Here is a 24,792-nt window from a genome sequence, read left to right on the forward strand (position 1 = left end):
GCGCGAACCCTGCGCCCGTCATGGCCGCGTGCTGTGGCAGGCCCGCGACCGACACCAGGTTCGGATCATGTGAGAGGTTTTCACTTACGAGGTGGCCGTTTCTCGGCGCTCGATACATTGTCTGGGCTTGTCATTTCTGACGGACCCAGGTGGGACCTGCGCAAGAACGTCTCCCCGGCGTGTATTGCTGACTCGTGAGAGGCTCTGAGCCCGCAAAGGTGGGTGGGAGGAGGGTAATGAGACACATCTACCTCGTCACGCATCCCGAGGCGCAGCATCACGTTGACGGCATCGTTGGAGGCTGGCACGACTCAGAGTTGACAGCCCTGGGGCGACTGCAGGCCGAACGCATCGCCGAGGTCCTGGCGAGCAGGATCGGACTCCAGCCGGTCGAGGTCTACTCCTCTGATCTGCGTCGAGCCAGCCAAGCGGCAGAGCGAATTGCTCGGAGGTTCTTCGTCGAGGTTCAGACTGATGCGCGGCTTCGCGAGAGGTCCAACGGTGAGGCTGACGGGCATCCCCAGGCGTGGCTCGCCGAGCGCCGCATCCCACTTCCGGAGTACGGCGATCGACTCGGCCACCACGACGGACCGGCTGGTGCGGAGACACGAATGGCACTGGTCGAACGCCTGTACCCGGCACTAGAGGACGTCCTCCGTCGACCAGTCGCGAACCAGATAGTGGTGTCTCACGGGTCCGCATCGAGCTATCTGATTGCTGCCTGGATCGGCATGCCGATGACGTCGACAGACCGGGTCTTCTTTCCCCTGAGTGCAGGCAGTATCACCACCCTCCGCCGCAACGACACCCACTTCAGCCACCAGGTTGTGTCTCTGAACGACACCCACCACCTGCAGGGTCTTGGAGAGCCACCCCTGGTGTGATCCCGCCGCACATCGTGCAGGCGATCGTCGGGCACGCGGACGTACACGTGACGACCTATGCGCATGCGTCGCCGGAGGACCGGCGGAAGGCGCTCGACAAACCGGGGGTTCTCCTCACCGCGTAGGGACGTTGCGGTCCTAGCGGGAGTGGTTGGCGGTTCTCAGAAAGAGAAAACCACACTCAAGAAGTGCGGTCAGGGGCAATCTCGAACCGCCGACCTTCCGCGTCCTTGCGTTCCTGCACACCGGGGGTCACCAACGCCGGCTCCGAAGGTACCAACCGGGTCATCAAGACCATCGCCCGCGACGCCTACGGCTTCCGCAACCCCGGCAACCAGCGCTTACGCACCCACTGTGCGACCACCCGTCGAGCCCGTGGACACCTCGATGCCCGGCAATTTCGTTGAGCCCGCACCCTGCAATCGTGTTAGCTGGCGGCACCGAACTGTCAGTACCGCAGGTGGCCGCTCGGCTGTAGCAGGGAGTTAAACGTGGAGGACAATGTTGTCGACCCCGTTGCCCACAATCGGGCAGCCTGGGACAAGTATGTCCAAGAGGGCAACGAGTGGTCGAGGCCGGTGAGTGCTGAGGATGTCGAGCGCGCCCGCATGGGCGACTGGTCGATTGTTCTCATCGGGCGTGAGCCAGTCGACCGCTCCTGGCTGCCGACGGACCTGACCGGCAAGGACGTGTTGTGCCTGGCCTCCGGCGGTGGCCAGCAGGGTCCGATCCTCGCCGCCGCAGGGGCGCGGGTCACCGTATTCGACAACTCACCCCGCCAGCTCGGCCAGGACCAGATGGTGGCGGCGCGCGACGGACTCGAGCTGCGCACCGTCCTAGGCGACATGCGCGACCTCAGCGCCTTCGGCGACGCAACATTCGACGTCGTATTCCATCCGGTCTCCAACCTCTTCGTACCAGACTTGGCACCGGTGTGGCGTGAGTGCTTCCGCGTCCTGCGACCGGGCGGAAGTCTGCTCGCGGGCTTCCTCAACCCTGATGTGTACTTGTTCGACCACGAGGCGCTCGACGAGCGCGGCGAGCTGATCGTCGTGCACAAGCTGCCCTACAGCGATGTCACGCAATACTCCGCCGAGGAACGCGCCACGAAGTTCGGCGCGGATGCCGCTCTTGAATACAGCCACACCCTCACCGACCAGATCGGCGGGCAACTCGCCGCGGGGTTCGTCCTCACCGGCTTCGCGGAAGCGCCGCACCAATCCAACGCATCCGCTCAATACATGTCGCACTATTTTGCGACGCTGGCGGTCAAGCCGGGCTGACCCAGCCGTGGGGCCGGCCGAGACAGCCGTGTCTCCGAATGGCCAAGTGAAGCGCTGTGCCAGCCCGACCGCTCAGCCCGCGTGCCGGCGGAATTGAGCAAACCCGACACGCTTGACCCGCGCCGCACTCGCCTGGGTTTGCAGCCATCTGGGCGACAGGCGGGTGCGGAGGTCGTGATCAGAGCCAGAGCGACCACACGCTGGCAGTCGCGCCGCACGCGACACTAGCGCCCCCCACAACACCGGTCCTCGAAGGTCTTCCAACGCGTTGCGCATGATCGCTTCCCGGGTCCGTTCGATGGTGTAGAGGACGTGGCCCCAGGTGCCTTGAGGAGACAGGACCGGGTTAGCGCGAGCGGTCTTCTCAGCCGATGACAGCGACGTGTCGGCATGAATCTGTTGGATCTCGGCAAGTTGCCCGGACAGTTTCTGATGGGCGCCCACAAGCCGTCGTCCCGCCACGAAGAGGGCACCGAGGGACGCCGTGCGATCGGCGTGCGATTAGCTATGGCCAGTCAGGGTCACTCAGAAGTACTCGGAGGCACTGGCCAATGGCCGAATTCACGCTCAAGAAGGGTGGTCTGGGGCGGTCTCGAACCGCCGATCTTCCGCTTTCAGTTCGACAGCAGTCGCAGGGGAGACCACACGGCCGGTCGCCGAGTTGCTCCATCCGTCGGGTGCTCGCGGCCGCCGGCGCTGCCTGGTGCGGTCCAGGTTGCGGTCACTGGGCTAGGCCACCTTGGTGATCTTGCATTCGATGCCTGCCGGTCCAATGGGAGCTTCTGCCGGGGTGGTTCCTCCGAAGGTCGTCGTGTCGCGAACCTCGAAGGTCTGACCGCCGATCCTCTGCTGAGAAGCTCCATCCAAGACCTCAACGGTCACTGAGTAGCTCCGCGAGTCGCCTGAAATCGTGCCGCTGATCGTCACCGTGCCCTGTGATCCGACGGTGTTCACCTGGCAATCGACGCTGGTCTTGTAGCTTTTCGTGTCAAGGACCGGAGCATCCCCTCCTTGCGCACCGATCACGTAGCGCACGGCTGCGACACCCAGGCACGCCAGCACACCGAAGGCGATGACCATCTGAGCCTTCCGCCAGGGCCGTCGAGGCGGGCCATATCCATCGTTGGCCATGGTCCACTCATGAGTCGGCAATTCCTGCCCCCCAGTAATCGTGATCGCGCAGTAAGCGCCGGTCAGCATACATCTCAGGCCGGGTGGCTTGATCATGATCGGTCGGGTGCTCCTGCGGCTGACGGTGCCGTCGCGCAGCGTCCAGGCGATCGTCGGGCAGGCCGCCATCCTCGTCACGCCGGTGACGAGCGTGGTCCCCGGTGCATCGCATGCACGCGGTCGGCGTGATTGCGCTTAGCTTGCGGGATGTGGCCTGGCATCCGTCCGACCGGCTGGTGGAGCAGGTCCACGCCGTTCTTCGGAAGGCATTGCAGGCGGCCGTTCGCGAGGAGGTGCTACAGCGGAATGTCGCCAAGCTTCAACGCGTTGGTGGGGTTCAGCAGGCTGTCACCCCGAAGACGCGGCGATCCCACCGCACGGTGCCGTTGATCGAGATTTGCAGTGAAGGGCTGCGCAGTCACAAGCGGCAGCAGGCGAAGGAACGGCTGCTGGGCTGAGGGAGATGCGCCTCCATGATCTGCGCCACAGCTGCGTGACGCTACCGCTGATGCTCGGTGTGCGCGACACATGTCCGCCAAGTGATGTGCGACGGGCTAGAAGTCTGCCGTCCACGTGAGGGAGTAACGCACGGATCTGCCGATGAGAGGGCGCAAGCCTCCTGCGAGCAACCGCGCGGTCCGGCCAGGGACTGTGAGCCCGTTGTCTATACCTTGCTCGCCACCACCATGTAGTTCTCGGCCTCAGGGTTGTACGTGCTCCTTTCCGTCCGGAGTCCGACCTGGTGCAACTCGGCTGCGAGTTCGTCGTATCGGTAGGGCCAGCACGACAGCAGTTCCGAGCGGACAAGAACCGACCCAGCCGCATCAACTTGCGCGACCGCAATCTCGATGTGGTGCTCCTCCTCCCAATGTGACGCAATCTCCCAGCGGTAGACCACGACGGCATTGCGACCGTTCCGGCGGACAAGTCGGTCACTGATGTCCAGCCGGGAACCTCTGGCCCTCACGAGTTCCCAGGTGCGGGAGGTGAGTACCAAGCGCCCGCCACGGCGCAGAAGCCGTGACATCGACTCCAGAGCAGCAACCCTGCCTCTCGCGCCCACGGCATGGTGCAGCGAGTTGCCAACGCAGAACACCATGTCGAAGGTGTCGTCATCGAAATGGTCGGGCAACTCTTGCCAGTCCGCCCGCACTGTCCGGACAGGTGCCCTGAACTCCTCAGACAACTCCGCAGTCCGACGAACCATCGCTTCGCTGGCGTCAGTTGCGACAACCTGCATGCCAAGACCGGCGAGGCCAACCGCCAACTGTCCGGTTCCGCACGAACAATCGAGGACGTGAGCGTTCGACGGCAGGAGACTGAGGACGTCATCGAACGACGCAGCGAACTCGGCCGGAGCCAGCTTTGCATCCGAGATGAGCCACTCGTACACCTCGGCAAGCGCGTTATAGCTCGTCGTCACAACTACTACCTCCGACACGGGGCAGACTCAAAGTCGCACATCAGTACATCAGCGAAGCAAGTCGGTTCACCAATGGTTTTGCAAGGGCAACCCGCCCTGTCATGCCGCGATGCGTACTTTCGGCTGTCGCAGATCATCTGGCGGATGAATGTGGCGCATCACCCGACGGAGGACAGACCATCCGGCCGGACCTCTGCCGGATTTAGCTCTTATGGATCAAGGCGCGCCTGCGGCGCGCTGCGCGGGCGTGCGCATGCGCCCTCCGGCCGTTCACCACCCGCGCAGCGCGCTCCGGGGATCTTTCCTGGAGCAACAGCAGACGCCTCCGGCGGGGGCCTCACGACTCCGGGATGACGGGTCCGATTTGGCCGGCTAGTTGGGAGGGGTCGGGGTGCGTCTTCCCGTCGGCCGCTCAGCCCAGTCAGGACCTATCAGGAGCCACCAGAGGGGCCAAGATCGTTCGTCCAGCGGGGCGCTCCATTTGGCCCCTCTGGCGTCTCCTGATCGCGCTACGCGTGGGCTGAACGGCAGACGGGAAGACGCAAGCGTTGGCCTTGTGCAGGTGCACCAAACGACAAAACCCGCCCTCGATCCCTTGACAGGAAGAGGACGGGTTCTCGTGCAACATCCGTGCAACTACAGATGGTCTTTCAGGGGGACTCACGGGCACTTGCGGTCGAACCAGAATGGCCCGATTCACGCTCAATGAAGGTGGTCAGGGGCGGTCTCGAACCGCCGACCTTCCGCTTTTCAGGCGGACGCTCTACCAGCTGAGCTACCTGACCGGGGAGAAAATGCGGCGGCGGTGTTTGACACCGCCGCCTCTCCTGGCGACCCAGACGGGACTCGAACCCGCGACCTCCGCCGTGACAGGGCGGCACGCTAACCAACTGCGCCACTGGGCCAGATTTCTCGATGATCCTACAGCATCCTCGAGGTGGTTCTGACACCGGTCTTTCGACCGTATCCCCAACGGGATTCGAACCCGCGTTACCGCCTTGAAAGGGCAGCGTCCTAGGCCACTAGACGATGGGGACTCGGACCCGCGGGAGCCGAAGCTCCAGGGACAGCCGTAAGCATAGAGGAGTTGGGCGCTGGCTCCAAAACGAGTTACGAGACGGGCGCCGTACGCCGGGGAGGAGACGGCGTACGGCGCCCTGGTGGGGAGGGCTAGCTGGTTGCGTCAGGGGCGATCAGCTGGGGGTAGTGCGCCTTGAACAGGTCGTAGAAGCCGAGCGCCGGCAGGATGTGGCCCTGCGGCCGGGCGGCGTCCGCGAGGCCGTGGGCCCACAGGGCGGACCGCATCCGCTGGTTGGGTGTGCCGTGGCGCCCGTCGCCGTCGAAGCCGCAGTCGCCCAGCTGGTAGAACATCTGCCCGAATGGCTCGACCCGCTTCCACTGCATCGCCGCCCCGCGGGCATGGGTCAGGAAGTACGCGCTGTACGCGTCGGCCATCAGTTCGGCCCACCGTGACGCCTCGGGTGCGGGCAGGTCGGCGCGCATCAGGCCGTCGGCGTACTGCACGTGGTGACCAAACTCATGCGCCAGGATGGCCTGCGGCGCCACGTCACCCAGTCCGACCCGGGCGAAGCCCTCCAGTACGCCGTCACCGAACGCGATCCGCTTCGGCGAGACGCCATACCCGGGGATGACCTCGCCACCCGGAGCGGCGTACGCGTTGAACGTGAAGAGGGGCAGGTCGCCGTACCCGAGGGCCAGGCTGTTCAGCTCCCGCGCGACCAAGTCGGCCGAGATCCGCGAGGCGACCGGGTCGAAGCCGTACAGGGCGGTGAAGACGCGGTAGTTCACCTCCGGATCGAGCATCGAGCGGCCGTGAGCGGGCACACACGTACGCCGCGTCGCAGGCGGTGCTGAACTCAGTCCAGACCGACGTCCAGCGGCAGGTCCGCGCCATGACGATGGGCAACCTCGCGGCGCGGGAGCTCCGGATCGTCGACGGGATGTTCCAGGCTCTGGAACGCGGCGTTCGGTACGACGTGATCTACGGAGCCCATGTCCTCCAGGACGCCAACGCACTGCACATGGTGCAGGCGTGTATCGACGCGGGTGAGACCGCACGGGTCTTCCCACACGTGCCACTCAACATCACCATCCTCGACGACCGGTGGGCGCTGGTCGGTGCGCGGTCCGACGTACGACGTGGGCCGGCGTTCGCTGCGGTCGTCGTACATGACTCTCCGCTGCTGGCCGGGATGGCCAGGATCTTCGAGGCGCTGTGGCGGATGGCCGTGCCGATCACCGGCGGTACCGAGCTGAACGACGTGACCGCCGGCCCGAGCCTGGAGGAGAAGCGGCTGCTGACCTATCTGAGTGCCGGGCTGACGGACGAGTCGATCGCGCGGGAGTTCGGCGTGAGCGAACGCACCATCGCCCGCCGGATCGGCCGCCTCCAGGAGGCCCTCGGCGCCCAGACCAGGTTCCAGCTCGGCGTACAGGCCTCCAGGCAGGGCTGGCTCTGACTCACTACCCTGGCTGCGTGATCGAGATGAGCCGGGCGGACTTCGAGGTGCTGGTGTCCGAGGCGCTGGACGAGGTGCCGTCGGAGCTGGCGGCGCTGATCGACAACGTCGCGATCTTCGTCGAGGACGAGCCGCCGGCGAGCGATCCGCAGTTGCTCGGGATCTACGAGGGCATCCCGCTGACCGAGCGCGGGCATTACTACGGCGGGGTGCTGCCGGACCGGATCACGATCTACCGCAACCCGACGCTGGCGATCTGCGACACAGTCGAGGACGTCGTAGACGAGGTGAACATCACCGTGGTGCACGAGATCGCCCATCACTTCGGCATCGACGACGCCCGCCTGCACGAACTCGGCTACGGGTAGGCGTTGCTACTTGGTGCGATTCGGCCGTAAAAATGCGACGCGGATCACGAGATTGAGGTAACCTCACCCGGCCGGAGTCGGGGACCGGTCTCTTCGTCATCGCCAACCGAGTGAGGCCCCCGCGTGAGTGACCCGACCTCCCAGACGCCTGCCTGGAACCCCGACAACGAACCGACGCTCCCGTACGGCGTCCCGCCGGCCCAGCCGCAGCCCGCCCAGCCGCAGCACTACGCCCAGCCGCCGCAGCCCCAGCCGAACTACGGCCCACACCAGAACCCGAACTCCGGCCCACAGCAGGACCCGTACTACGGCCCACAGCAGAACCCGTACTACGGCCCGCCGTACGTCGACCAGCAACACCTCGGCCCGCACCAAACGCCGCCCAGGAGCAAGGCACCCTGGCTGATCGCAGCCGCGATCGCAGTCGTGGTCGCCCTCATCGGCGGAGCAGCGGTCGTCCTCCTGACCCGCACGGGCTCGACCACCACTGCGGAGCCGACCGCCACCTACTCCGACGGCCTTTCCACCCCCAGCCCGTCAGATCCACCGACGACCATCCCGAGCACTCCACCAGCCAGCCCCACGCCAACTCCCAAGCCGACCCCGACCCCGACGCCGGCTGAGCGGACGCGGACGCTGAAAGACATCGACGAGGGCATCAAGGTCTACGACGACGTCTACGTCAAACCGGCCAGCGGCTGGACCAAGGACCGCTCGACGCAGTACTCGGTCACGCTCGGCTCCCGCACCAAGGCTGGTGCTGTGTTCGTCATGGTGAGTCCCGTCGGCTACCCGGCACGCGTCGCGGTCGCGGCCGTGGCGCAGGATCTGATCAAGGCCGATCGCCTCACCGGCGTCCGGAAATCATCCGTCAAGACTCTCAGCCCGGCGAACTCGAACATCGGCAGCCAGGCCCAGTTGACCTATTCAGGCCGGTACACCGCGAGCAACGGCGGAGTCCTCTCGCTCGTTGCCAAATGCACCACGATGACCGGCGTCGAGTCGATCCACAACGTCACCGTGACGTTGTGCGTCGCCGCCCGCAAGGACGCTCAGACAGCGGTCTTCCGCGACGGCACCCGCATGCTGGCGTCCGTCGCCCGCTCGATCTGATGGGGTCGGAGCAGGGGCTGGGCCGGCTACGTCCAGGACCTGGACGCAGTCCGGCCCGAGGTGCAGCGGATGACCGCGTCGGTGGCCCGCTCGATCCGAACGTCAGGAGCGACGGAACCGGAGCTTCCACGGCATCAGCGCCGACTCCATCTGGACCCTGAAGCTCATCTTCGAGGCACCCGCCGTACGCTCCTCGAACCGGATCGGGACCTCCGCGATCCGCAGCCCGCGGCGAACCGTGCGGTAGTTCATCTCGACCTGGAACGAGTACCCGTTGCTCTGGATCGTGGTGACGTCGATCCACCGCAGCGTGTCGGCCTTCCAGGCCTTGAAGCCGGCGGTGGCGTCCTTCACGTGCAGCCGCAGGATCGCGTTCACGTAGAAGTTGGCCCACGCGGACAGTGCCCGGCGGTGCCAGCCCCACTCGGCGGCCGCGGAGCCGCCCTCGACGTACCGCGAGCCGATCACGACACCGGCGTCCGTCGTCCGCAGGGTCTCGACCATGGTCGGGATCACCGAGGCCGGGTGTGACAGGTCCGCGTCCATCTGGATCACGATGTCCGCGCCCTCGTCCAGCGCCCGGCTGATCCCGGCGATGTACGCGCGGCCGAGACCGTTCTTCTCGGTCCGGTGCAGTACGCCGACGGTCTCGGGGGACGCCTTCGCCAGCTCGTCGGCCACGTCGCCGGTACCGTCGGGCGAGTTGTCGTCGACCACGAGCATCTGCAGGCCCGGCAGGTTCAGGTCGGACAGCAGCCCGGCCAGCACGGGCAGGTTCTCCCGCTCGTTGTAGGTCGGCACGACGACCACGATCTTGCTCAGCTCACCCATGACATTCCTTCTTCGGGGACCACCGGACGCTATCGCATCACCCGGTCTAGGGTCTTACAGGTGACCTGGATAGGTGTCGATGTCGGTACGACGAACTTGAAGGTGTGCCGAGTTCCGGGCACGCCAGGGCCTGGCGTGGTCGTCCGGTCGGTGCGTACGCCGGATGACGCTGTGGAGCTGCAGGACGCCGTACGGCGATTGGTCGGGGAGCTCGCGGGCGGGGAGCAGGTCCAGGGGATCGGCATCTCCGGCATGGCGGAGACCGGCGTACCGCTCGACCGGGAGCTTCAGCCGCTCACCAAGCTCATCACCTGGCGTGACCAGCCAGGGGTGGCGGAGGCTGAGCAGCTGCGGGCTGAGATCGGTGCTGAGGAGCTCTACGCCCGGACTGGTCTCCGGCGCAGTCCCAAGCTGCCAGTGGTCACCTGGCGGTGGCTTGGCGCCCAGCGAGCCCGCACCAGGCTGTGGGCCGGTGCTCCGGACCTCGTCCTAGCCGCGCTGACCGGCACCTACGCGATGCACCTCACGCACGCCCAGCGTCTCGGCGTACTGGATCTCCGCACCAAGCAGTGGGACCCCGACCTGCTCGCGTACGGCGGCCTGGACCGCTTGCCACCCGTTGTCGAGCCCATGACCGTCGCAGCGACCACACCGGACGGCATACCAGTGGTGCTGTGTGGTCACGACCACCTGGTCGGCGCGTGGGCGGCAGGGGTGCGTGAACCCGGTCAGGTCGCTGACTCCCTCGGTACGGCGGAAGCCGTCATCACACCGAGTCGTGCACCGGTGCTGGACGACGTACTGCGGCGAGAGGGCATCAGCACTGGCTGGTACGTCGACGGCCGGTACGGCTGTGCGATCTCGGGCAACGGTGCGGCGGGCGGTCTGGTCGAGCAGCGGCTTGTTGCACTCGACCGCGACTACACGTGGCTGAACGCCGTACTGGACGAGGTGGACGCGCCCAGTGAGCGGTTCATCGCGCCTTATCCACAAGGGCGACAGGCGCCTGCGCCGGATCCGACGTCGACGTACGACGTACTGCGGTCGGTGGATGATCCAGCGGAGGAGATGCGGGCGCTTGTGGACGCGCTGAGCTTCCACGCGCGGTGGATGGCTGAGGAGCAGACGCGGTTGCTGGGGATCGAGTGGCGGAGCACTGTGGCGTTCGGTGGTCCGGTGCGGCTTGGTGGCTGGATGCGCCGGAAGGCTCAGGCGTCCGGTGGCCGGGAGTTCGCCGTACTGGACGGTGAGGCGACGGCAGCCGAGGGAGCTGCGCTGATGGCCGCCGAGGTGGTGACGGGATCGGCGGCGAAGCCGTTGCCGGCAAGGCAGATCGAGGTTTGTCCACAGGTTGCGGAGGCGTGGGATGGCGCGTTCTGGCATCGATTCCATAAAGTGGTGTCGCGGACTACCTGAGGAGAGTTCATGACACCGACACTCGACGCCCTGGCGTACCCCGACGGCACGTTCGCCATGGTCGCGATGGATCAACGCGAGAGCTTGCGCGCGATGCTCGCCGAGCACGGACGGCCCGACGGGCCTGCGGCGATCACGGCGTTCAAGGCCGCCGTCGCGGAACACCTTGCCCCGCTGGCGTCCGGCTTCCTGATCGACAAGGGGTACGACGCTCCCCGCCGGCCCGGATTGATCCTCGCGGCCGACGCGCTGACGCAGGAGCGCGGTGGACCGGTCACGGACACTCAACTGGACGAGTCCGTCGATCCGCACGCTGCCCGCGAGGCCGGTGCGGTCGCGCTCAAGCTGCTGGTGATCTGGAAGCGCGACGACCAGGCGGACCGTCGGCTGGCGATGTCTGCGGAGTTTGTCCGGCGCTGTGCTGACGCCGGCCTCCTGTCGGTCCTGGAGCCGGTGGTCCAGCCGGCACCCGGCGAGGACGACTTCGAACTCGACGCCGCCATCGTCGAGGCAGCGGAGGTGCTCGGCCCGGTCCGCCCCGACCTCTACAAGGCCCAGGTCCCCAGCCGCGGCCTCGGCGACCCCGACCAGATCATCAAGACCTGCGAACAACTGACCAACACGTTGGAGGTTCCCTGGGTGGTGCTCTCCAACGGGGTGGCTCGCGACGACTTTCCGCGCGCGGTCGAGCTGGCGTGCCGCGGTGGTGCGTCGGGAACCCTCGCCGGCCGAGCCCTGTGGACACCAGCGCTGGAGACGGATGACCCGGCGTCCGTGTTGGCGACGACCTGCCGGGAGCGGTTGGCATTGATCGCCGGTACCGTCCGCCAACACGCCCGTCCGTGGACCCAGCTGGGCTAGGCGCGCCGGCAACTGTTGCACAGTCACACCGATGTGGTCGACCCTGATGCACGCTGATCCTGCCGCCGTCGGCGCTGTCGTAGAGCTGCTCGGACAGATGAGAGGACAGTGAATTGCCCGCGACGAACCGCCTCATCGATTTCCGATCTCCGTATGTGGCACAGGATGGCGGTCAGGTCCTGCGCTCGAGTGCCTTGGCGCTGGTCAAGCAGGTCCTCAGCATGACGGACATCCACAGCAAGCACCGGCGGGAACTCTTGACGATCGGGCTGTGGAAGTGGACCGAAGCGCCGGGAGTCAGCCCGCACCCCAAGTACAACATTCGCTATGTCAGCCGAGGCGTCCTGGGTGAGGACGCCGCCAAGATCAACCACGAGCATGTCTGGCCACGCAGGTGGATCATCGACAGCCTGCTCTCACGCAACGACTGGACCATCGCCGAATTGGAGGAGCTACTCGACGCGTACGGCGTCGCGTGCGTCGTCACGACTGAGGAACATGCTCGTCTCAGTGGCGGGTCCGGACAGGGGTGGCAGCGGTACATCCAAGCCAAGGTGGACGTTTGGGACCGCCAACTTGGCCGCTGGGCAGAGCTGGCCGCTGATCTCTCGCCCGACCCGGCAGTCAAGTCGGAGCCGGCGGAGGCCGAAGAGCCGTCCGCCGCCGCCCTTGATCTGCAGCAGGTACTGAGCCAGCGCTCCGGTGAACGTGCTGCCCTCCTCAGCGACCTAGCTCGATGGGTCGAGCTCGAGGAGGCAATCGCAGTGGTGGGAGGCACTCAAGACCCCCAACAACCGATCGGCGCCTACTTCCGCATCCATGACACGCAGATCGAAGAACCGACCCCCACAGTCGCTTACGCGCACTGGAACGGCCGGATCTCCTTCCGCCTCGTCGCGGAAGACCTTCCAGCCGCCAAACTGACCGGCATACAGATCGTCAGCCACGCGAAGTACGGAGTCGAATGCCGCGTCTCGGACGATGGCACACTTCGGGTCGCGAAGGATCTGTTGTTCCTCGCCCTCGAGAAGCTGCGCGGTCACCTGTGACCGGACTCGAGAAGTTCGGTTGCTCGACATCGTGGCCTGGAGGTCGAGAGGCGACGGCGCGGCCTACTAGCGCGAACAGTTCGTGGTCTGGGGCGCCGGCTGATGTTCCCCATCCGCAAGGATCGCCCAGGTCTCAGCCGACAGGTGGTGGCGTCGTTGGGTCCCACTCGATCAGGTCGACCTCGGCCGGTGCGGCCTCGGCGGACGAGGGGAGTTGCAGGGTCTTCACCTCATGCGGCCGGAACGCCGTCTCGAACGAGCGGCCCAGGAACGGCAGGTGGACCTTCACCTCGGCCGCCCGCCCGCTGGTCTCGTAACCACGCAGGATCACCGCGCCGTTGTCGTCCTCACCGCGTTTCAGCACCGAGAAGATCACGTCATCTGAACCACTGACCGTCAGATAGGACTGCGACACCGGCAGTGGCCCGTCGTGGAAGCATTCGATCAGCGGGGTCACCGGCTGGTTGAGCTCGGCCGCACGTCGTACGACGCCGGCCGCACGCCAGTCACCGCCATGCGGCTGCAGCCGATACGTGAACCGCTGGATGCCCTGATCCAGGTACTCGTAAACTCCGTCGTCGTCCAGCCGCCGCGGATCGTGCCACGCATAGACGGGCGACCGCACCACGGTCATTGCCAGCACCGGCTTGCCCGCCTTGGATCCGTCGACCGCGAACGAGTACTTCCCGTCGTTCAGCACCGCGACGCCACCGCCGGCACCCGAGATGTCCACCCACGCGTGCGATGGCACCTCTTCGCGGTTCTGCTCGCGCACCAAGTGCCCGTAAGGAATCTCGTGCGTCGCCTCGGCCTTCTTCACCGCGAACGGGAAGCACAGCTTCAGCGCCTTCAAGGTCTCCCGCCAGTCGATCGTCACCCGCACCTCGACCGCGTCGGACTCCGCATCGAGGACGAACTCCTCAACCAGCTTGGAATCGCCGTACGCCGACTCCACCCGGACCAGCTGACGAACCGGCCCGTCCGCGAGTCGTCGTACCCGGGTGACCTCGAAAGCGCCGGTCGTGTTCCACAGCGACCGTACGCCGTGGCTCCAGGTGTCGGTGTCGTCGTCGATGACCTGGGCGTGGGCGATCCCAGAGGCCAGCAGGTTCGGCCCGTCGGTCAGTCCGAGCGTCCGAAGCCAGCCCGTCTTCCGATCGACCTCCGCGTGCACAAGGCCGTTGTCCAGTACCAAGCGATCATCCGAGGGAGCACCAAGGTGGTACGACGCACCGCCCGGACGCAACGTATAGAGCTGGTACCCGAGCGGCGGAACCGTTGCCGTGAAGGCGATCCGCCGCCGCCCGTTCGCTGTCGCCGCCGACCGGACCTCCTGTACGTCGACCAGCCGGCCGTCGAGGCCCTCCGACAACGCGATCGCACCACGCAGCGGCGCCGGGTACCCGAGCTCGAGCTCCACGGTGGAGGTCACCGGCCACGCGTGCGGGTTGAACACGGCAACCGGCACCATCGCCGACTCGGCCGGGATGTCGATCTGCCGTGCGATCGACTGGATCGAGCGGTTCGCCAGCCGGGCCGCGATCGACTTCGCCTCGCCGAGCTGGTCACGTGCGTCGTCGTACGCCGGCTCGATCGCCGTACCGGCCGCGATGTCGTGGAACTGGTTGAACAGCACCTGTTTCCAGGCGTGCCCGAGCTCGGCGGTGGCATCCGGCGTACCGCTGACCGCCGCGGCGATGGTCGTCCACTTCTCCGCGGCGAGCAGGGCCTGCTCGGCCAGGCGGTTCTGCCGTTTCACCCCCGAGTGCGCGGCGTAGCAGCCGATCGCGTGCGGTTGCAGCTCGGTCGCGTGCACGGGGATGCCGTCGAACGTGCGGGCCTCGTCGAAGAACCGGCGCATCGTGGACGGGAACATCTCCGGGAACAGGTCCCGATGGGCGAGTTGCTTGATCGACTCGATGTTCTCGATGGTCGGGCCGCCGCCGTGGTTGCCGACGCCGTAGCAGACCATCAGCGGCTCCGTTGTCACCGGCAACTGTTGCAGCGCCTTGGTGACATGGCCGGAGATCTCACCGCCGGGTGAGCAGTACTCGTGCGGGATCCGGTAGGCGAGGACGCGGGAGCCGTCGGCCGACTCCCACCAGAACTTCTGCCCGGGGAGCTCCCGTTCGTGGCTCTGCGGTCGCAGGAACGCATACGAGTCGAGCCGGGCCTTGCTGAGCAGTTGCGGCAAGGTGGCGTTGTGGCCGAACGGGTCGACGTTGCAGCCGACGGTGGCGATCACGCCGAGGTGCTCCGCGAGCCAGCGCTGGGAGTACAGCGCATGCCGGACGAACGCCTCACCGCCGGGGATGTTGCAGTCCGGCTCGACCCACCAGCCGCCGACGATCTCGAACCGGCCTTCCGCCACCCGCTTGCGGATCCGCTCGAACAGCCCCGGGTCGTGCTCGGCGATCCAGCTGAAGTACGCGACCGAGTCGGCGGTGAAGACGTAGTCCGGGTACTCGTCCATCCGGTCGAGCGCCGAGCGGAACGTCGCCCGCACCTCCTGGTAACCCTCCTGCCACTGCCAGAGCCACACCGCGTCGATGTGAGCATTGCCGATCATGTGCAAGGGACCACGGGTCATGGGGCCTCCCGGCCTGGACTGAGGAGCGTAAGGAGCGAAGCGACTGGAGCGACGAGGGAAGGCCGGGAGTCATAGCCCCATGACCCGCCGCGCGGCAGCGCGGCAATTCGCACAGTCATGGGCTCTCCACGGTGTCTGTGCCTACTGCCCAGCGGTCGACCAGTTCGCTGATCAGGTGCAGGGCGAGGACGTGCATCTCCTGGATCCGGGCCGTCTCCTCGGCCGGTACGACGACCGCCAGGTCGGCCGCTGCCGCGAGATCCTTGCCCCGCGTCGAGGTGAAGGCGACCGAGCAGGCGCCGTTGGCCCGCGCCGCTGCGAGCCCGTTCACCACCGTAGGCGAAGCGCCCGATGTACTGAAACCCACCACCATGTCCTGTGGACGAGCCAACGCGGTCACCTGTCGCGCGAACACGTCGTCGTACGCGTAGTCGTTCGCGATGCAGCTCACGACCGCGGCGTCGCCGACCAGAGCGACCGCGGGGAGGGGACGACGTTCGCGGAGGTAGCGGCCGATCAGCTCGCCGGCCAGGTGTTGTGCGTCGGCAGCAGAACCGCCGTTGCCGTACGTGTACAGCACGCCGCCGGCAGCAAGCCGGCGGATCAGTTCATCGGCGACGGCCTGCACTTGGGGCAGCTGCTCCCGCATCGCCGCTGTCACCTCAGCATGTCGCTCCAGCTGCCCGTCCAGCAGCCCGTCCACAAAGAGCTCGGTCATCGTTCCCCCATGCGCTGGTAGCCGATCGCGGCGGCACCCAGCACCCCGACCACATCACCATGTCTGCTGAGCACTACGTCGCACGCGGCCGCGGCCGGTGGCATCGCCTGCCGCAGCGCCGCCTCGCGGACCGGATCCAGCAACTGAGCACCCGCCCGGGTCACACCGCCGCCGAGTACGACGAGCTCCGGCTCACAGACGTTGATCAGTACGGCGACCATCCGGCCGAGCATCGCGGTCGTCTCGTCCCAGACCGCGCGGGCGACCGGGTCACCGGCGAGTGCCTGCTCGGCGACATCCTTGGCGGTGATGGCTGTCAGCGTGGCCAGGCTCGACTCCGGCCGGTCCGCGACCGCCTCGGCGGCGCGCCGCGCGATCGCCGTACCGGACACGTAGGCCTCCGCGCAGCCGCGGGCGCCGCAGCCGCACTGGCGACCCTGCCAGTCGACGACCACATGCCCAAGCTCACCGCCTTGATCCGCCGCCCCGCGAAACAACTTGCCGTCAGCAACCACTCCGCCACCGAAGCCGGTCGAGACGGTGAGATAGACCAGGCTCCGTACCTCCCAGCCACCCCAGCGGTACTCACCGAGCGCGGCCGCCGTCGCGTCGTTCTCCACGTACGTCGGCACGTCGAAGTGCTCGGCCACGAATCGGCCCAAGGGCACTTCATCCCACCCCGGCAGACCGGGCGGACCGAGGATGACGCCGGTCCGCGGATCCAGCGGCCCACCACACCCGACACCGACCGCGGCGACCCCAGCCGAACCGGAGTCGGCGAGCGCCTGTTCGCCCAGCTCCAGCAGGCGTTTCAGGACCGCGGCCGGCCCTTCCCCGACCGCGGTCTCGATCTGGCAGAAGGAGCGGACCGTGCCGTCGGGCGACACGACGCCGGCGGCCAGCTTGGTGCCGCCGACGTCCAGGGCCAGCACGGGCTGCCCGGGGTCGGGCGGGCCGGGGTGATGCGAGCTCACGCTCAGCCTTTCTGCGCGGTCGTGGCCACGCCGTCGAGGATGTACCGCTGGCCGAAGGCGAACAGGATGATCATCGGGACTACGGCGATCACGCTGGCGGCCACCGCGATCTCCCACTCATAGTGACCCGAGAGGGCGAAGGCGTCGATGATCTGCTTCAGGCCACGCGGCATCGTGAAGTACTCCGGGGTCTGCAGGTAGATCAGCGGTTTCATCAGGTCCGACCAGCTCGCCTTGAACTCGAAGACGAACACGATCACCAGGGCCGGCTTGCAGAGCGGGAACGCGATCCGCCGGAACATGGCGAAGTAGCCGCAGCCGTCCACCCGGGCCGCCTCGAACAGCTCCCGGGGGATGCCGAGGAAGAACTGCCGCAGCAGGAACACGTAGAACGCCGAGCCGAACAGGTTCTGCGCCCAGAGCGGGATCTGGGTGTCGATCATGCCGAGCCGGTTCCAGATCAGGTACACCGGGATCATCGTCACCGCGCCCGGCAGCATCATCGTCGACAGCAGCACCCCGAACAGCAGGTTCCGGCCGCGGAACCGGAAGTACGCGAACCCGAAGGCGACCAGCGCACTCGACAGCGTCACCGCGGCGGCGGCCATGAAACCGACGGTCAGCGAGTTCGTCAGCCAGCGCAGCACCGGCGCGGTCTCCCACACGCGCACGTAGTTCGACGGCTGGAACACCTCCGGGATCAGCCGGTTGTCGAACACCTGCGACCGCGGCTTCAGCGACGCGCTGACCAGCCAGACGAGCGGATAGACGAACGCGAAGGTCGCCAACGTCAGGAAGAACAGGAAGGGGAGCCGGCGCGGGCTGAAGCTGGAGGGCTTCTTCGAGGCCTGGCCACCCGAGGGCCCCGGCGACGTGACGGCGACGGCGGCCGCGGGGGCTGTCGACGGAGTCGGAGTGGTCGGTGGAGTCGCCATGGTTCACCGCTCCCCGTGGTAGTAGACGTACCGGTTGCCGACGCGGAACTGGATGAACGTGATCAGCAGGATGATCACGAACAGCAGCCACGCCATCGCCGAGGCGAACCCCATCTTGAAGAACTGGAACGCGTTCTGGAACAGGTAGACCATGTAGACCAGAGACTCCTCCGACGCCGCCGCCTTCTGCTGCGGGCCGTAGAACATCGTGTAGGCCTGGTCGAACATCTGCATTGCCGCGATCGTGTTCGTGATCACGGTGAAGAACAGCGCCCCGGAGATCATCGGCACGGTGATCCGGAAGAACCGCGTCATCGGTCCGGCGCCGTCCAACTCGGCCGCCTCGTACAGCTGCTTCGGCACGCCGTTCAGCGCGGCGAGATAGATGACCACGGTGCCGCCGAGGGTCCACAGGCTGACGATCGCGAGCGACGGCTTCAGCCAGTTCGGATCGGTGGTCCAGTTCGGTCCGTTGATACCGATCCAGCCGAGCACCTTGTTGAGCAGGCCCTGCTGACCGTTCAGCAGCAGCAGGAACATCGCCGCCGCGGCGACCGCCGGTGTCATCTCGGGCAGGTAGAACGCGGTCCGGAAGAAGCCGCCGGCGCGGCCGACCCGCTGCAGCATCATCGCCAGGATCAGCGCGAAGATCGTGCCGAGCGGGACGAACATCGCCGCGTAGACGAAGGTGTTGCTGAGCGACTTGAGCACCCGCGGGTCGTTGAACAGCTCACGGTAGTTGTCCAGCCCGACGGCGTTCGGTGACTGGATCATCTGGTAGTCGGTGAAGGACAGGACCAGGCTGGCGATCATCGGGCCCGCGGTGAAGATCAGGAAACCGATCACCCACGGCGCCACGAAGAGCCAGCCGGCCCGGTCCTCCTGCTTCGCCAGCGGGCTGCGCTTCGGGCGACCGGCGCGGCCGCTCGAAGCGCTTCCGCCCGGACCGCCCGGTCCGCCGTCCGGCTGCGGGACCTGTTGGGTCTCCGCACCGGCGCCGGCCGGGGCCGACGCCGATCCCGACGTGCTGGTCGTCGCCATCGATCAGCCCTGGCTGACCTTGTCGAAGGCGGTCTTCGCCTCGCTCTGCGCCTGATCGAGGGCGGCCTGCGGGGTCGCCGACCCACCCAGCGCCTTGCCGACCGCGTTCTTCCAGGCGGCCTCGATCTCCGCGCCGGCCGGCGACGGGTTCAGCGCCTTCGCCTTGTCCAGCACGTCGTAGTAGTTGTTGATCGCCTGGTCGAACCCGGCGTCACCGGTGGGCTTGAGGTACTTCGCCTTGATCTCCTCGTCGGCCAACTTGTTGCCGGTGAACAGGCCGGTGAAGAAGCTCTTGTCCTTCTGCACGGTCTGCATCCGCGCCTCGGCCGCCTTGTGCCAGGTCTCGACCGAGGTCAGCGTCTTGGCCCACTTGCAGGCGGCGTCGAAGTTCTTCGCGCCCTTCGGCACCACCCAGGCCGAGCCGCCGATGGTGCTGATCGGCTCGCCCTCCCGATTGGTGAACGGGGTCGACTGCAGCTCGAGCCCGTGCTTGCGGGCGTCGCGCAGGACGTTCACGTACCAGTTCTCGATCGGGAACGCGGCCAGCTGGTCCTTGGTGAACTGGTTCTTCTCACCGAACAGGTCGAAGGTGTCGCGAAAGGTCTTGAAGTTCGACCAGCCGCCCTGGAGGTTGATCAGCTTGATCGTGTACTGCAGCGCCTCGACCGCCTTCGGGTCGTTCAGGTTCGGCTCGCCGCCGGGCTTGACCAGCTCGGCGCCGTTGGCCATCGCCCAGAGCGGGAAGAAGTCCGGCATCTTCGGGTCGTAGCCGATCCGGGCCGGCCGCCCGGCCTTCGCGACGTACAGCTTCTTCACCGTCTGCTCGAGCTTGTCCCAGTGGGCGGTCTGGATGTCGCTGGTCTGGACACCGGCGGACTTCAGCGCCTTGCCGCTGATCAGGTTGGTCGAGACCGTGTAGAACTCCGGGATGCCGTAGGTCTTGTCCTTCAGCTTGACCTCGTTCATCGCGGCTTCGCGGTACTGACTGGTATCGATGTCATTGTCTTTGATGCAGTCGTCCAGCGGCTGGATCGCGCCCTTGGCCGCGTACGTCCCGATCAGGTTCCGGGCCATGTAGACCACGTCCGGCGGGTTGCCGCTGGAGACCGCGGTGAGGAACTGCTGGGCGTCGAAGTCGCCCTTGTTGTTCTTCACCGTGACGGTCGGGTACGCCGACTTGAAGGCGGAGATCCGGGACTGGGCCACCTCGTCCTCACCGCTGAAACCCATCACGTTCAGCGTGCCCGACGGGGTCGAGTCGGCGGAGCTCTGGTCGCTGCCGCCGGAGTTCTCCTTGTTCCCGACGCCGGCGCAGGCCGTGAGGACCAGGGTGCCGGCAGCCAGCACCACGGGAAGGCGCAGGTGCTTCATTGCGATTGCTCCTAACCTCGACAGGGGACGAGAGCGCCCAAATGTGGCATCGATGCCACATTTTCGGATGCACGCACCGTATGTGTGACTTTCTGCCATCGTCAAGATGTTGCGCCGAAGGTTGTGGACAACGGTCCGGTCGCGGCGCGCCGAAACGCGCTGGGAACGCTCAGCCGCGCGGTGCGGGCCCGGTGGAGCCGCGGACGATCAGCCGTGGTGCGACCCGGACGATCCGCCGTTTGGCCGGGAGCTCGCCGCGGATCCGGGCCAGCAGCAGCCGGGCGCAGCTGCGCCCCAGCTCGACTGTGTGCTGGTCGACCGTGGTGAGGGCCGGCTGCACCAGCGACATCCACGGCACGTCGTCGTACGCCGCCAGGCTGAGCTGCCGCGGGACCTTCAGCCGCCGGTCCTTGAGCTCGGCCAGGGCACCCTGGGCCAGCACGTTGTTCGCCGAGATGATCGCGGTGACGTCGTGCTCGTTCAGCAGCTTGCGGGTCGTCTCCCGGGCGGCGTCGGCGTCGAAGCTGGTGTACGCGATCAGGTCCTCGTCGAGGTCGACGAAATTGTCCAGGTGCGCGGCCCGGAACCCGGCCAGGCGCCCGGCGCCGGTCGACCACTTGGTCTCGTCGATCAGCAGTCCGATCCGGGTATGGCCGAGTGCGATCAGGTGATCGGTCAGCTCGCGCGCACCGGCCTTGTTGTCGCTCATGACGACGTCGCCGTTGGACCTGCCGAGCTCACGGTCCGCACACACCACGTGGACGCCGTTCTCCTGCAGGACTCGCGGGCACTTCGCCGTGACGGGTGTGACGATCACTCCGGGCACCCGCATCGCCAGCAGTGTCTCGGCGGCCCGCATCTCCTCTGCCGGGTCGCCGTTGTCGTTGACGAGCACCATCTGGTACTCCGCCGCCCGCAGCTCCTCCTCGATCCCGGCAGCCAGATCGGCGTAGAACGGGTTGCGCAGGTCGGAGATGAGCACCCCGATCGAGGTCGACGTACGACTCCGCAGGTTGCGGGCGTTGTGGTCGAGTACGTACCCGATCCGCTCGGCCGCCGCGCGCACACGGGCCCGTACGTCGGGAGACGCATAGCCCCGGGTGTGCAGCGCGCGTGAGACGGTCGACGGCGAGACACCTGCCTCGCGGGCCACATCCTGCACCGTCGGACGACGTACGGACGGCTGGACCGTCTGCTGCACCGCCCGTGCCGCCTGCTGCCCCCGGGGACTCATGGCAGGGAGTCTAAGGGCGTTCGACGTCCAGCGTCGCGGTGAAGCTGGTCCAGCTGGACTGGATGGCGGCGAAGTCGTCCGGGCCGAAGTCATGACGGTCCGTGTCCGTGCCGTCGACGTAGTACAGCGCGGGTACGCCCAGACCGTGCTGGATCTTCAGGTACTCACGCCACTCCGCGTGACTGGGCATCATCCAGCCATCGGTGTCGATGCCCAGCTCCGGACAGGTCGACTTCACCACTCCGGCGCGGTAGGTCATGTGACGAGCGACATAGCCTGGTTCACCGTGGTCGGCCCGCAGGACGTCGTTCAGCCGGATCATGTCCGTCACGTCGATGAACGCCGGGTTGGGGGTGTGCGTGACGACCAGAGCGTCGGGCTTCACCCGCTTGGCGGTGTCGTAGACGAGCCGCAGTTGCTCGTGCAACAACGCACTGCCCCAGCGCGGGCCACTGTGCCGCAGCGAGGAGCCGGACGGCGTTCGCGCGGTGAAGTCGATCTTGAAACCGTCTGCGTCAAGGTCACCAAGCATGTACTCAACTGCTTCGGTGATCAGCGCAACACACGCAGGAGAATCCGGATCGAGGCCGACCGGGTTGCCGGCCGCATCGGTGATGCAGGCCTCTGCCGGAGCTCCTTCCTCGTCCCACGCCTTCCACCACAGCAGCACCCGCTGTCCGGCCGTGTGCCGCTCGGCGATCCAGCCCTTGAGGTCGTGCCACTTCGCCGGATCCGGCCGGCAGGTCGCGTACGACGTCTGCCACTTGTCGTCGACCACCACCGTCTGTGGGCGGATGCCCTGCTCGGCAAGGGTCTCCAGGAACCGGTCGTAGTTCACCTGGGTCGCCAGCGGCTGGGGCGCCTGGTCGGTCCGGGCAGCGATGGCGCACTGCGCACCCCACCCGCAGAAGATCGTCCTGGTGGTGCCGGGCCTGGTGGATCTCGATGTCGCCATAGGTCTCGTCGAGTCCGCCGATCGTGTCCACCGACGCGTGCAGCCGCAGGGCGAACCACCGCTGTCCCTCGATGTGCACAGCGGCGTAGGCCTTGGCGGGGTGGAGCTCTACGGCATAGTTGCCGATCTTCAAGGGATGTCCTCTCAGGGAAGGCGTACGTCGACCAGTGCCTCGGCCAGCTGGCCCAGGTACCGGCCGTCACGGGTGATGCCGGCGGCGATGCGCGCACGTCGTACCGGCTGGCGCACATGCGGAACAACGGAGAACAGGTGCTCGTCGACCTGCTTGCACTCCCACCCCGCGGGCAGCACGAGCTGTGCACCCGCACAGCTGACAAGCAGCTCGAACGGCTGCCCGTCAACGGCCTCCACCCGGTACGGCGTGATGCGAACACCGCCCGTGAACACCGGGTCGTCCGGCACCAGCAGCTCGCGGTGGACCCTGGCGACCTCCTCACCCAGCCGGGTCAGCTCGTCCAGGTAGTCCTGCGTGATGATCCGGGGCTGCCAGTGCCCGGAGATCATCAGCTCGGGCTGGAGTCGTTGGTAGAGAGCAGCCGAGGCGGCGAAGTCGTCCGGACGGAACAGGTTCGCGTACTGGAAGTTGGGGATCTCCGCGGACTCACCCGGCACCCAACTGCTCGTTTGCTGGTCTCCAGTGGCCAGCACGCGCCGACCGTCCACCTCGAACCCGATGGCTGATGCGTAGAGCGTGTGCCCAGGCAGTGCGTGGATGTCCAGCTCGTACTCCCGCCACCGGACACTGGTGCCGTCCGGCACATGCCTCTCGCAGGCAATCGGCTCGTACCAGAGACAAGGCAAGTCGTAGTGGGTCGGGTTCTCCAGCACATGTGCCACCGGACCGGACGCCCACACCTCCGCGCCGTGCACCTCGCGCACCAGGTTGAACGCCGCCACGTGATCGTCGTGATAGTGCGTGGGTACGGCGACCTCCACCCGCTCGATCCCGTAGTCGCGCTGCAGTGCCCGCAGACTCGGCAGCCACGGCCGCACGGTGTAGCGGTCACCACCCTGCGGTATGCCGGTCGACAGGTCGTAGCCGTAGTCGATCAGCAGCGCAGTGCCGGAGTCGCTCAGCAGGACATAGCTGCGGGACTCGCTGGTGTGGTTCATCAGCAGGTGGGGGCTGAGCTCGACGAAGGGGTCGTCCAGCTTGCGCAGCATGTCTGTGCGTATACCGAGACGCACGTGGATCAGCTCGCCGAGCGTCTCGCAGGTCCGCCAGACCGCTGTCACCGGGTCAGGCATCGGTGACCCGTGGCTGGGGAGCAGGAGCCTGGGCTCGTGGTCCAGGAGTTGCACCAGAGAAGCCATGGTCAATGCGGCGCCCTCGAGACCGACGTACGACCATTGCAAGGCGGCGGCCGACCACACCTTGCCGGGACCGTGGATCAGGTCTCCGGTGAAGGCGTAACCGTCCACGAGATAGGTGACGCTGCCAGGGGTGTGGCCGGGTGTCGGAACAGTCTGTACGTCGACATGGCCGATGCGGCGACTGCTGTAGTCCTTCATGACCCCAGTGACCTGGACAGGATCGAGCAGGGAGAAGCGGTCGGTGCGCAGGTCGTAGTTGTTCGCCACCTCCCGTCCCTGCCAGTGGTGGTCCACCCCGGCGATGAGGCCCAGCTCGTTCTCCGGCACCCAGATCCGCGCTCCGGCCGCAGCCAGGCGCGGCAGACCTTCCACCTGATCCCGGTGGTGATGCGTCACCAGCACGTCGGTGACCGTGTCCACGCCGTACGACGACAACTGGTCGAGCCAGCGCCCGCTGCCCGCGTCGATGGCGACGGCGGACCGCTGCACGGGATCAACGAGCAGATACACCGTGCAACTGTCCTCGATGGCATAGAGGTCCGCGCTTACCAGTTGGCTCCCCAGAGTCACACCCAGCAGCCTAAGCAACGCTTCCCCCGAGCTGGCAAGTGAGGGTGGCATCGATTCCATCCCCGATCGAGTAGCGCTGCTCTGCGTAGCGCTTCCAGGGATGCTCCAGGCGGGCGGAAGAAAGCAGCGCTACTCCACGTGTAGGAGGTCATTGGCTGGGTACCGACGCGCCTTGCCAGCCCGGAGTGCGG

24 protein-coding genes and 3 tRNA genes are annotated in these 24,792 nt (G+C 66.8%); 11 read left to right on the forward strand and 16 right to left on the reverse strand.

Features of this window, described 5'->3' with window-relative positions; all coding sequences use genetic code 11:
* Positions 1-194 precede the first annotated feature (194 nt).
* From AB0F43_RS09910 to AB0F43_RS09925, 4 genes are all read left to right on the forward strand, one after another.
* Positions 195-884 carry a histidine phosphatase family protein gene (locus AB0F43_RS09910; RefSeq protein ID WP_360473323.1) on the forward strand — a complete coding sequence of 230 codons (690 nt, stop codon included), beginning with the start codon at positions 195-197 and terminating at the stop codon, positions 882-884.
* The gene (locus AB0F43_RS09915) at positions 881-1,009 is read left to right on the forward strand and encodes a hypothetical protein (RefSeq protein WP_360473325.1); all 129 of its coding nucleotides are present in this window, start codon (positions 881-883) and stop codon (positions 1,007-1,009) included. The genes AB0F43_RS09910 and AB0F43_RS09915 overlap by 4 nt, the downstream gene beginning before the upstream one ends.
* A 63-nt stretch (positions 1,010-1,072) precedes the next feature.
* Complete coding sequence (locus tag AB0F43_RS09920) at positions 1,073-1,291, forward strand: transposase (protein WP_360473327.1); 219 nt, start codon at positions 1,073-1,075, stop codon at positions 1,289-1,291.
* 201 nt (positions 1,292-1,492) lie between these two features.
* Positions 1,493-2,167: a class I SAM-dependent methyltransferase gene (locus AB0F43_RS09925; protein WP_360473329.1), complete on the forward strand. Its 675-nt coding sequence runs from the start codon at positions 1,493-1,495 to the stop codon at positions 2,165-2,167.
* A gap of 729 nt (positions 2,168-2,896) precedes the next feature.
* On the opposite strand, the gene AB0F43_RS09930 is transcribed toward AB0F43_RS09925, so the two are convergent.
* Entirely contained in the window at positions 2,897-3,475 is a 579-nt protein-coding gene (locus AB0F43_RS09930; RefSeq protein ID WP_360473331.1) for a hypothetical protein, read from the reverse strand.
* Between the two features lie 32 nt (positions 3,476-3,507).
* Here AB0F43_RS09930 and AB0F43_RS09935 point away from each other — a divergent pair, with 32 nt between their 5' ends.
* Positions 3,508-3,795 carry a hypothetical protein gene (locus AB0F43_RS09935; protein WP_360473333.1) on the forward strand — a complete coding sequence of 96 codons (288 nt, stop codon included), beginning with the start codon at positions 3,508-3,510 and terminating at the stop codon, positions 3,793-3,795.
* Positions 3,796-4,001: 206 nt separating this feature from the next.
* Here AB0F43_RS09935 and AB0F43_RS09940 read toward each other — a convergent pair whose 3' ends face one another.
* The 5 genes from AB0F43_RS09940 to AB0F43_RS09960 form a co-directional block, all read right to left on the reverse strand.
* Positions 4,002-4,778 (reverse strand): class I SAM-dependent methyltransferase, encoded by a 777-nt coding sequence (locus tag AB0F43_RS09940; RefSeq protein ID WP_360473335.1) that lies wholly within the window; start codon positions 4,776-4,778, stop codon positions 4,002-4,004.
* A gap of 694 nt (positions 4,779-5,472) precedes the next feature.
* Positions 5,473-5,545: transfer RNA gene (locus AB0F43_RS09945), tRNA-Phe, on the reverse strand.
* 43 nt (positions 5,546-5,588) lie between these two features.
* Positions 5,589-5,665, reverse strand: a tRNA-Asp gene (locus AB0F43_RS09950).
* Positions 5,666-5,724: 59 nt separating this feature from the next.
* Positions 5,725-5,797 (reverse strand) — tRNA-Glu (locus AB0F43_RS09955).
* 133 nt (positions 5,798-5,930) lie between these two features.
* Positions 5,931-6,584 carry a hypothetical protein gene (locus AB0F43_RS09960; protein ID WP_360473337.1) on the reverse strand — a complete coding sequence of 218 codons (654 nt, stop codon included), beginning with the start codon at positions 6,582-6,584 and terminating at the stop codon, positions 5,931-5,933.
* A gap of 44 nt (positions 6,585-6,628) precedes the next feature.
* Here AB0F43_RS09960 and AB0F43_RS09965 point away from each other — a divergent pair, with 44 nt between their 5' ends.
* The 3 genes from AB0F43_RS09965 (at position 6,629) to AB0F43_RS09975 (ending at position 8,721) form a co-directional block, all read left to right on the forward strand.
* The gene (locus AB0F43_RS09965) at positions 6,629-7,240 is read left to right on the forward strand and encodes a LuxR C-terminal-related transcriptional regulator (protein WP_360473339.1); all 612 of its coding nucleotides are present in this window, start codon (positions 6,629-6,631) and stop codon (positions 7,238-7,240) included.
* Positions 7,241-7,257: 17 nt separating this feature from the next.
* Positions 7,258-7,608 carry a metallopeptidase family protein gene (locus tag AB0F43_RS09970; RefSeq protein ID WP_360473341.1) on the forward strand — a complete coding sequence of 117 codons (351 nt, stop codon included), beginning with the start codon at positions 7,258-7,260 and terminating at the stop codon, positions 7,606-7,608.
* A gap of 123 nt (positions 7,609-7,731) precedes the next feature.
* Positions 7,732-8,721 carry a hypothetical protein gene (locus AB0F43_RS09975; protein ID WP_360473343.1) on the forward strand — a complete coding sequence of 330 codons (990 nt, stop codon included), beginning with the start codon at positions 7,732-7,734 and terminating at the stop codon, positions 8,719-8,721.
* 102 nt (positions 8,722-8,823) lie between these two features.
* On the opposite strand, the gene AB0F43_RS09980 is transcribed toward AB0F43_RS09975, so the two are convergent.
* Complete coding sequence (locus tag AB0F43_RS09980) at positions 8,824-9,552, reverse strand: polyprenol monophosphomannose synthase (protein ID WP_360473345.1); 729 nt, start codon at positions 9,550-9,552, stop codon at positions 8,824-8,826.
* 60 nt (positions 9,553-9,612) lie between these two features.
* On the opposite strand from AB0F43_RS09980, the gene AB0F43_RS09985 reads away from it, so the two are divergent.
* From AB0F43_RS09985 to AB0F43_RS09995, 3 genes are all read left to right on the forward strand, one after another.
* The gene (locus AB0F43_RS09985) at positions 9,613-10,968 is read left to right on the forward strand and encodes an FGGY family carbohydrate kinase (RefSeq protein WP_360473347.1); all 1,356 of its coding nucleotides are present in this window, start codon (positions 9,613-9,615) and stop codon (positions 10,966-10,968) included.
* 9 nt (positions 10,969-10,977) lie between these two features.
* Complete coding sequence (locus AB0F43_RS09990) at positions 10,978-11,829, forward strand: aldolase (RefSeq protein ID WP_360473349.1); 852 nt, start codon at positions 10,978-10,980, stop codon at positions 11,827-11,829.
* Positions 11,830-11,984: 155 nt separating this feature from the next.
* Complete coding sequence (locus AB0F43_RS09995) at positions 11,985-12,878, forward strand: hypothetical protein (protein ID WP_360473351.1); 894 nt, start codon at positions 11,985-11,987, stop codon at positions 12,876-12,878.
* A 133-nt stretch (positions 12,879-13,011) separates the two neighbouring features.
* Here the strand turns inward: AB0F43_RS09995 and AB0F43_RS10000 are convergent, their stop codons facing one another.
* The 9 genes from AB0F43_RS10000 to AB0F43_RS10040 all read right to left on the reverse strand — a co-directional run bounded on the left by AB0F43_RS10000 (position 13,012) and on the right by AB0F43_RS10040 (position 24,601).
* Complete coding sequence (locus AB0F43_RS10000) at positions 13,012-15,468, reverse strand: glycoside hydrolase family 38 C-terminal domain-containing protein (protein WP_360473353.1); 2,457 nt, start codon at positions 15,466-15,468, stop codon at positions 13,012-13,014.
* Between the two features lie 115 nt (positions 15,469-15,583).
* Entirely contained in the window at positions 15,584-16,186 is a 603-nt protein-coding gene (locus AB0F43_RS10005) for an SIS domain-containing protein (protein WP_360473355.1), read from the reverse strand.
* Positions 16,183-17,160 carry an ROK family protein gene (locus tag AB0F43_RS10010; protein WP_360473357.1) on the reverse strand — a complete coding sequence of 326 codons (978 nt, stop codon included), beginning with the start codon at positions 17,158-17,160 and terminating at the stop codon, positions 16,183-16,185. The genes AB0F43_RS10005 and AB0F43_RS10010 overlap by 4 nt, the downstream gene beginning before the upstream one ends.
* A gap of 2 nt (positions 17,161-17,162) precedes the next feature.
* Positions 17,163-18,095: a carbohydrate ABC transporter permease gene (locus AB0F43_RS10015; RefSeq protein ID WP_360473359.1), complete on the reverse strand. Its 933-nt coding sequence runs from the start codon at positions 18,093-18,095 to the stop codon at positions 17,163-17,165.
* A gap of 3 nt (positions 18,096-18,098) precedes the next feature.
* Entirely contained in the window at positions 18,099-19,136 is a 1,038-nt protein-coding gene (locus tag AB0F43_RS10020) for a sugar ABC transporter permease (RefSeq protein WP_360473361.1), read from the reverse strand.
* 3 nt (positions 19,137-19,139) lie between these two features.
* A complete protein-coding gene (locus AB0F43_RS10025) occupies positions 19,140-20,507 on the reverse strand; it encodes an extracellular solute-binding protein (protein WP_360473363.1) in 1,368 nt (455 codons plus the stop codon).
* 169 nt (positions 20,508-20,676) lie between these two features.
* Positions 20,677-21,741 carry a LacI family DNA-binding transcriptional regulator gene (locus AB0F43_RS10030; protein ID WP_360473365.1) on the reverse strand — a complete coding sequence of 355 codons (1,065 nt, stop codon included), beginning with the start codon at positions 21,739-21,741 and terminating at the stop codon, positions 20,677-20,679.
* Positions 21,742-21,751: 10 nt separating this feature from the next.
* Positions 21,752-22,696: a hypothetical protein gene (locus tag AB0F43_RS10035; protein ID WP_360473367.1), complete on the reverse strand. Its 945-nt coding sequence runs from the start codon at positions 22,694-22,696 to the stop codon at positions 21,752-21,754.
* Between the two features lie 144 nt (positions 22,697-22,840).
* The gene (locus AB0F43_RS10040; RefSeq protein WP_360473369.1) at positions 22,841-24,601 is read right to left on the reverse strand and encodes an MBL fold metallo-hydrolase; all 1,761 of its coding nucleotides are present in this window, start codon (positions 24,599-24,601) and stop codon (positions 22,841-22,843) included.
* Positions 24,602-24,792 lie beyond the last annotated feature (191 nt).

This window comes from Kribbella sp. NPDC023972, from assembly GCF_040639075.1.
In the GTDB taxonomy this organism is placed as follows: Bacteria; Actinomycetota; Actinomycetes; order Propionibacteriales; family Kribbellaceae; genus Kribbella.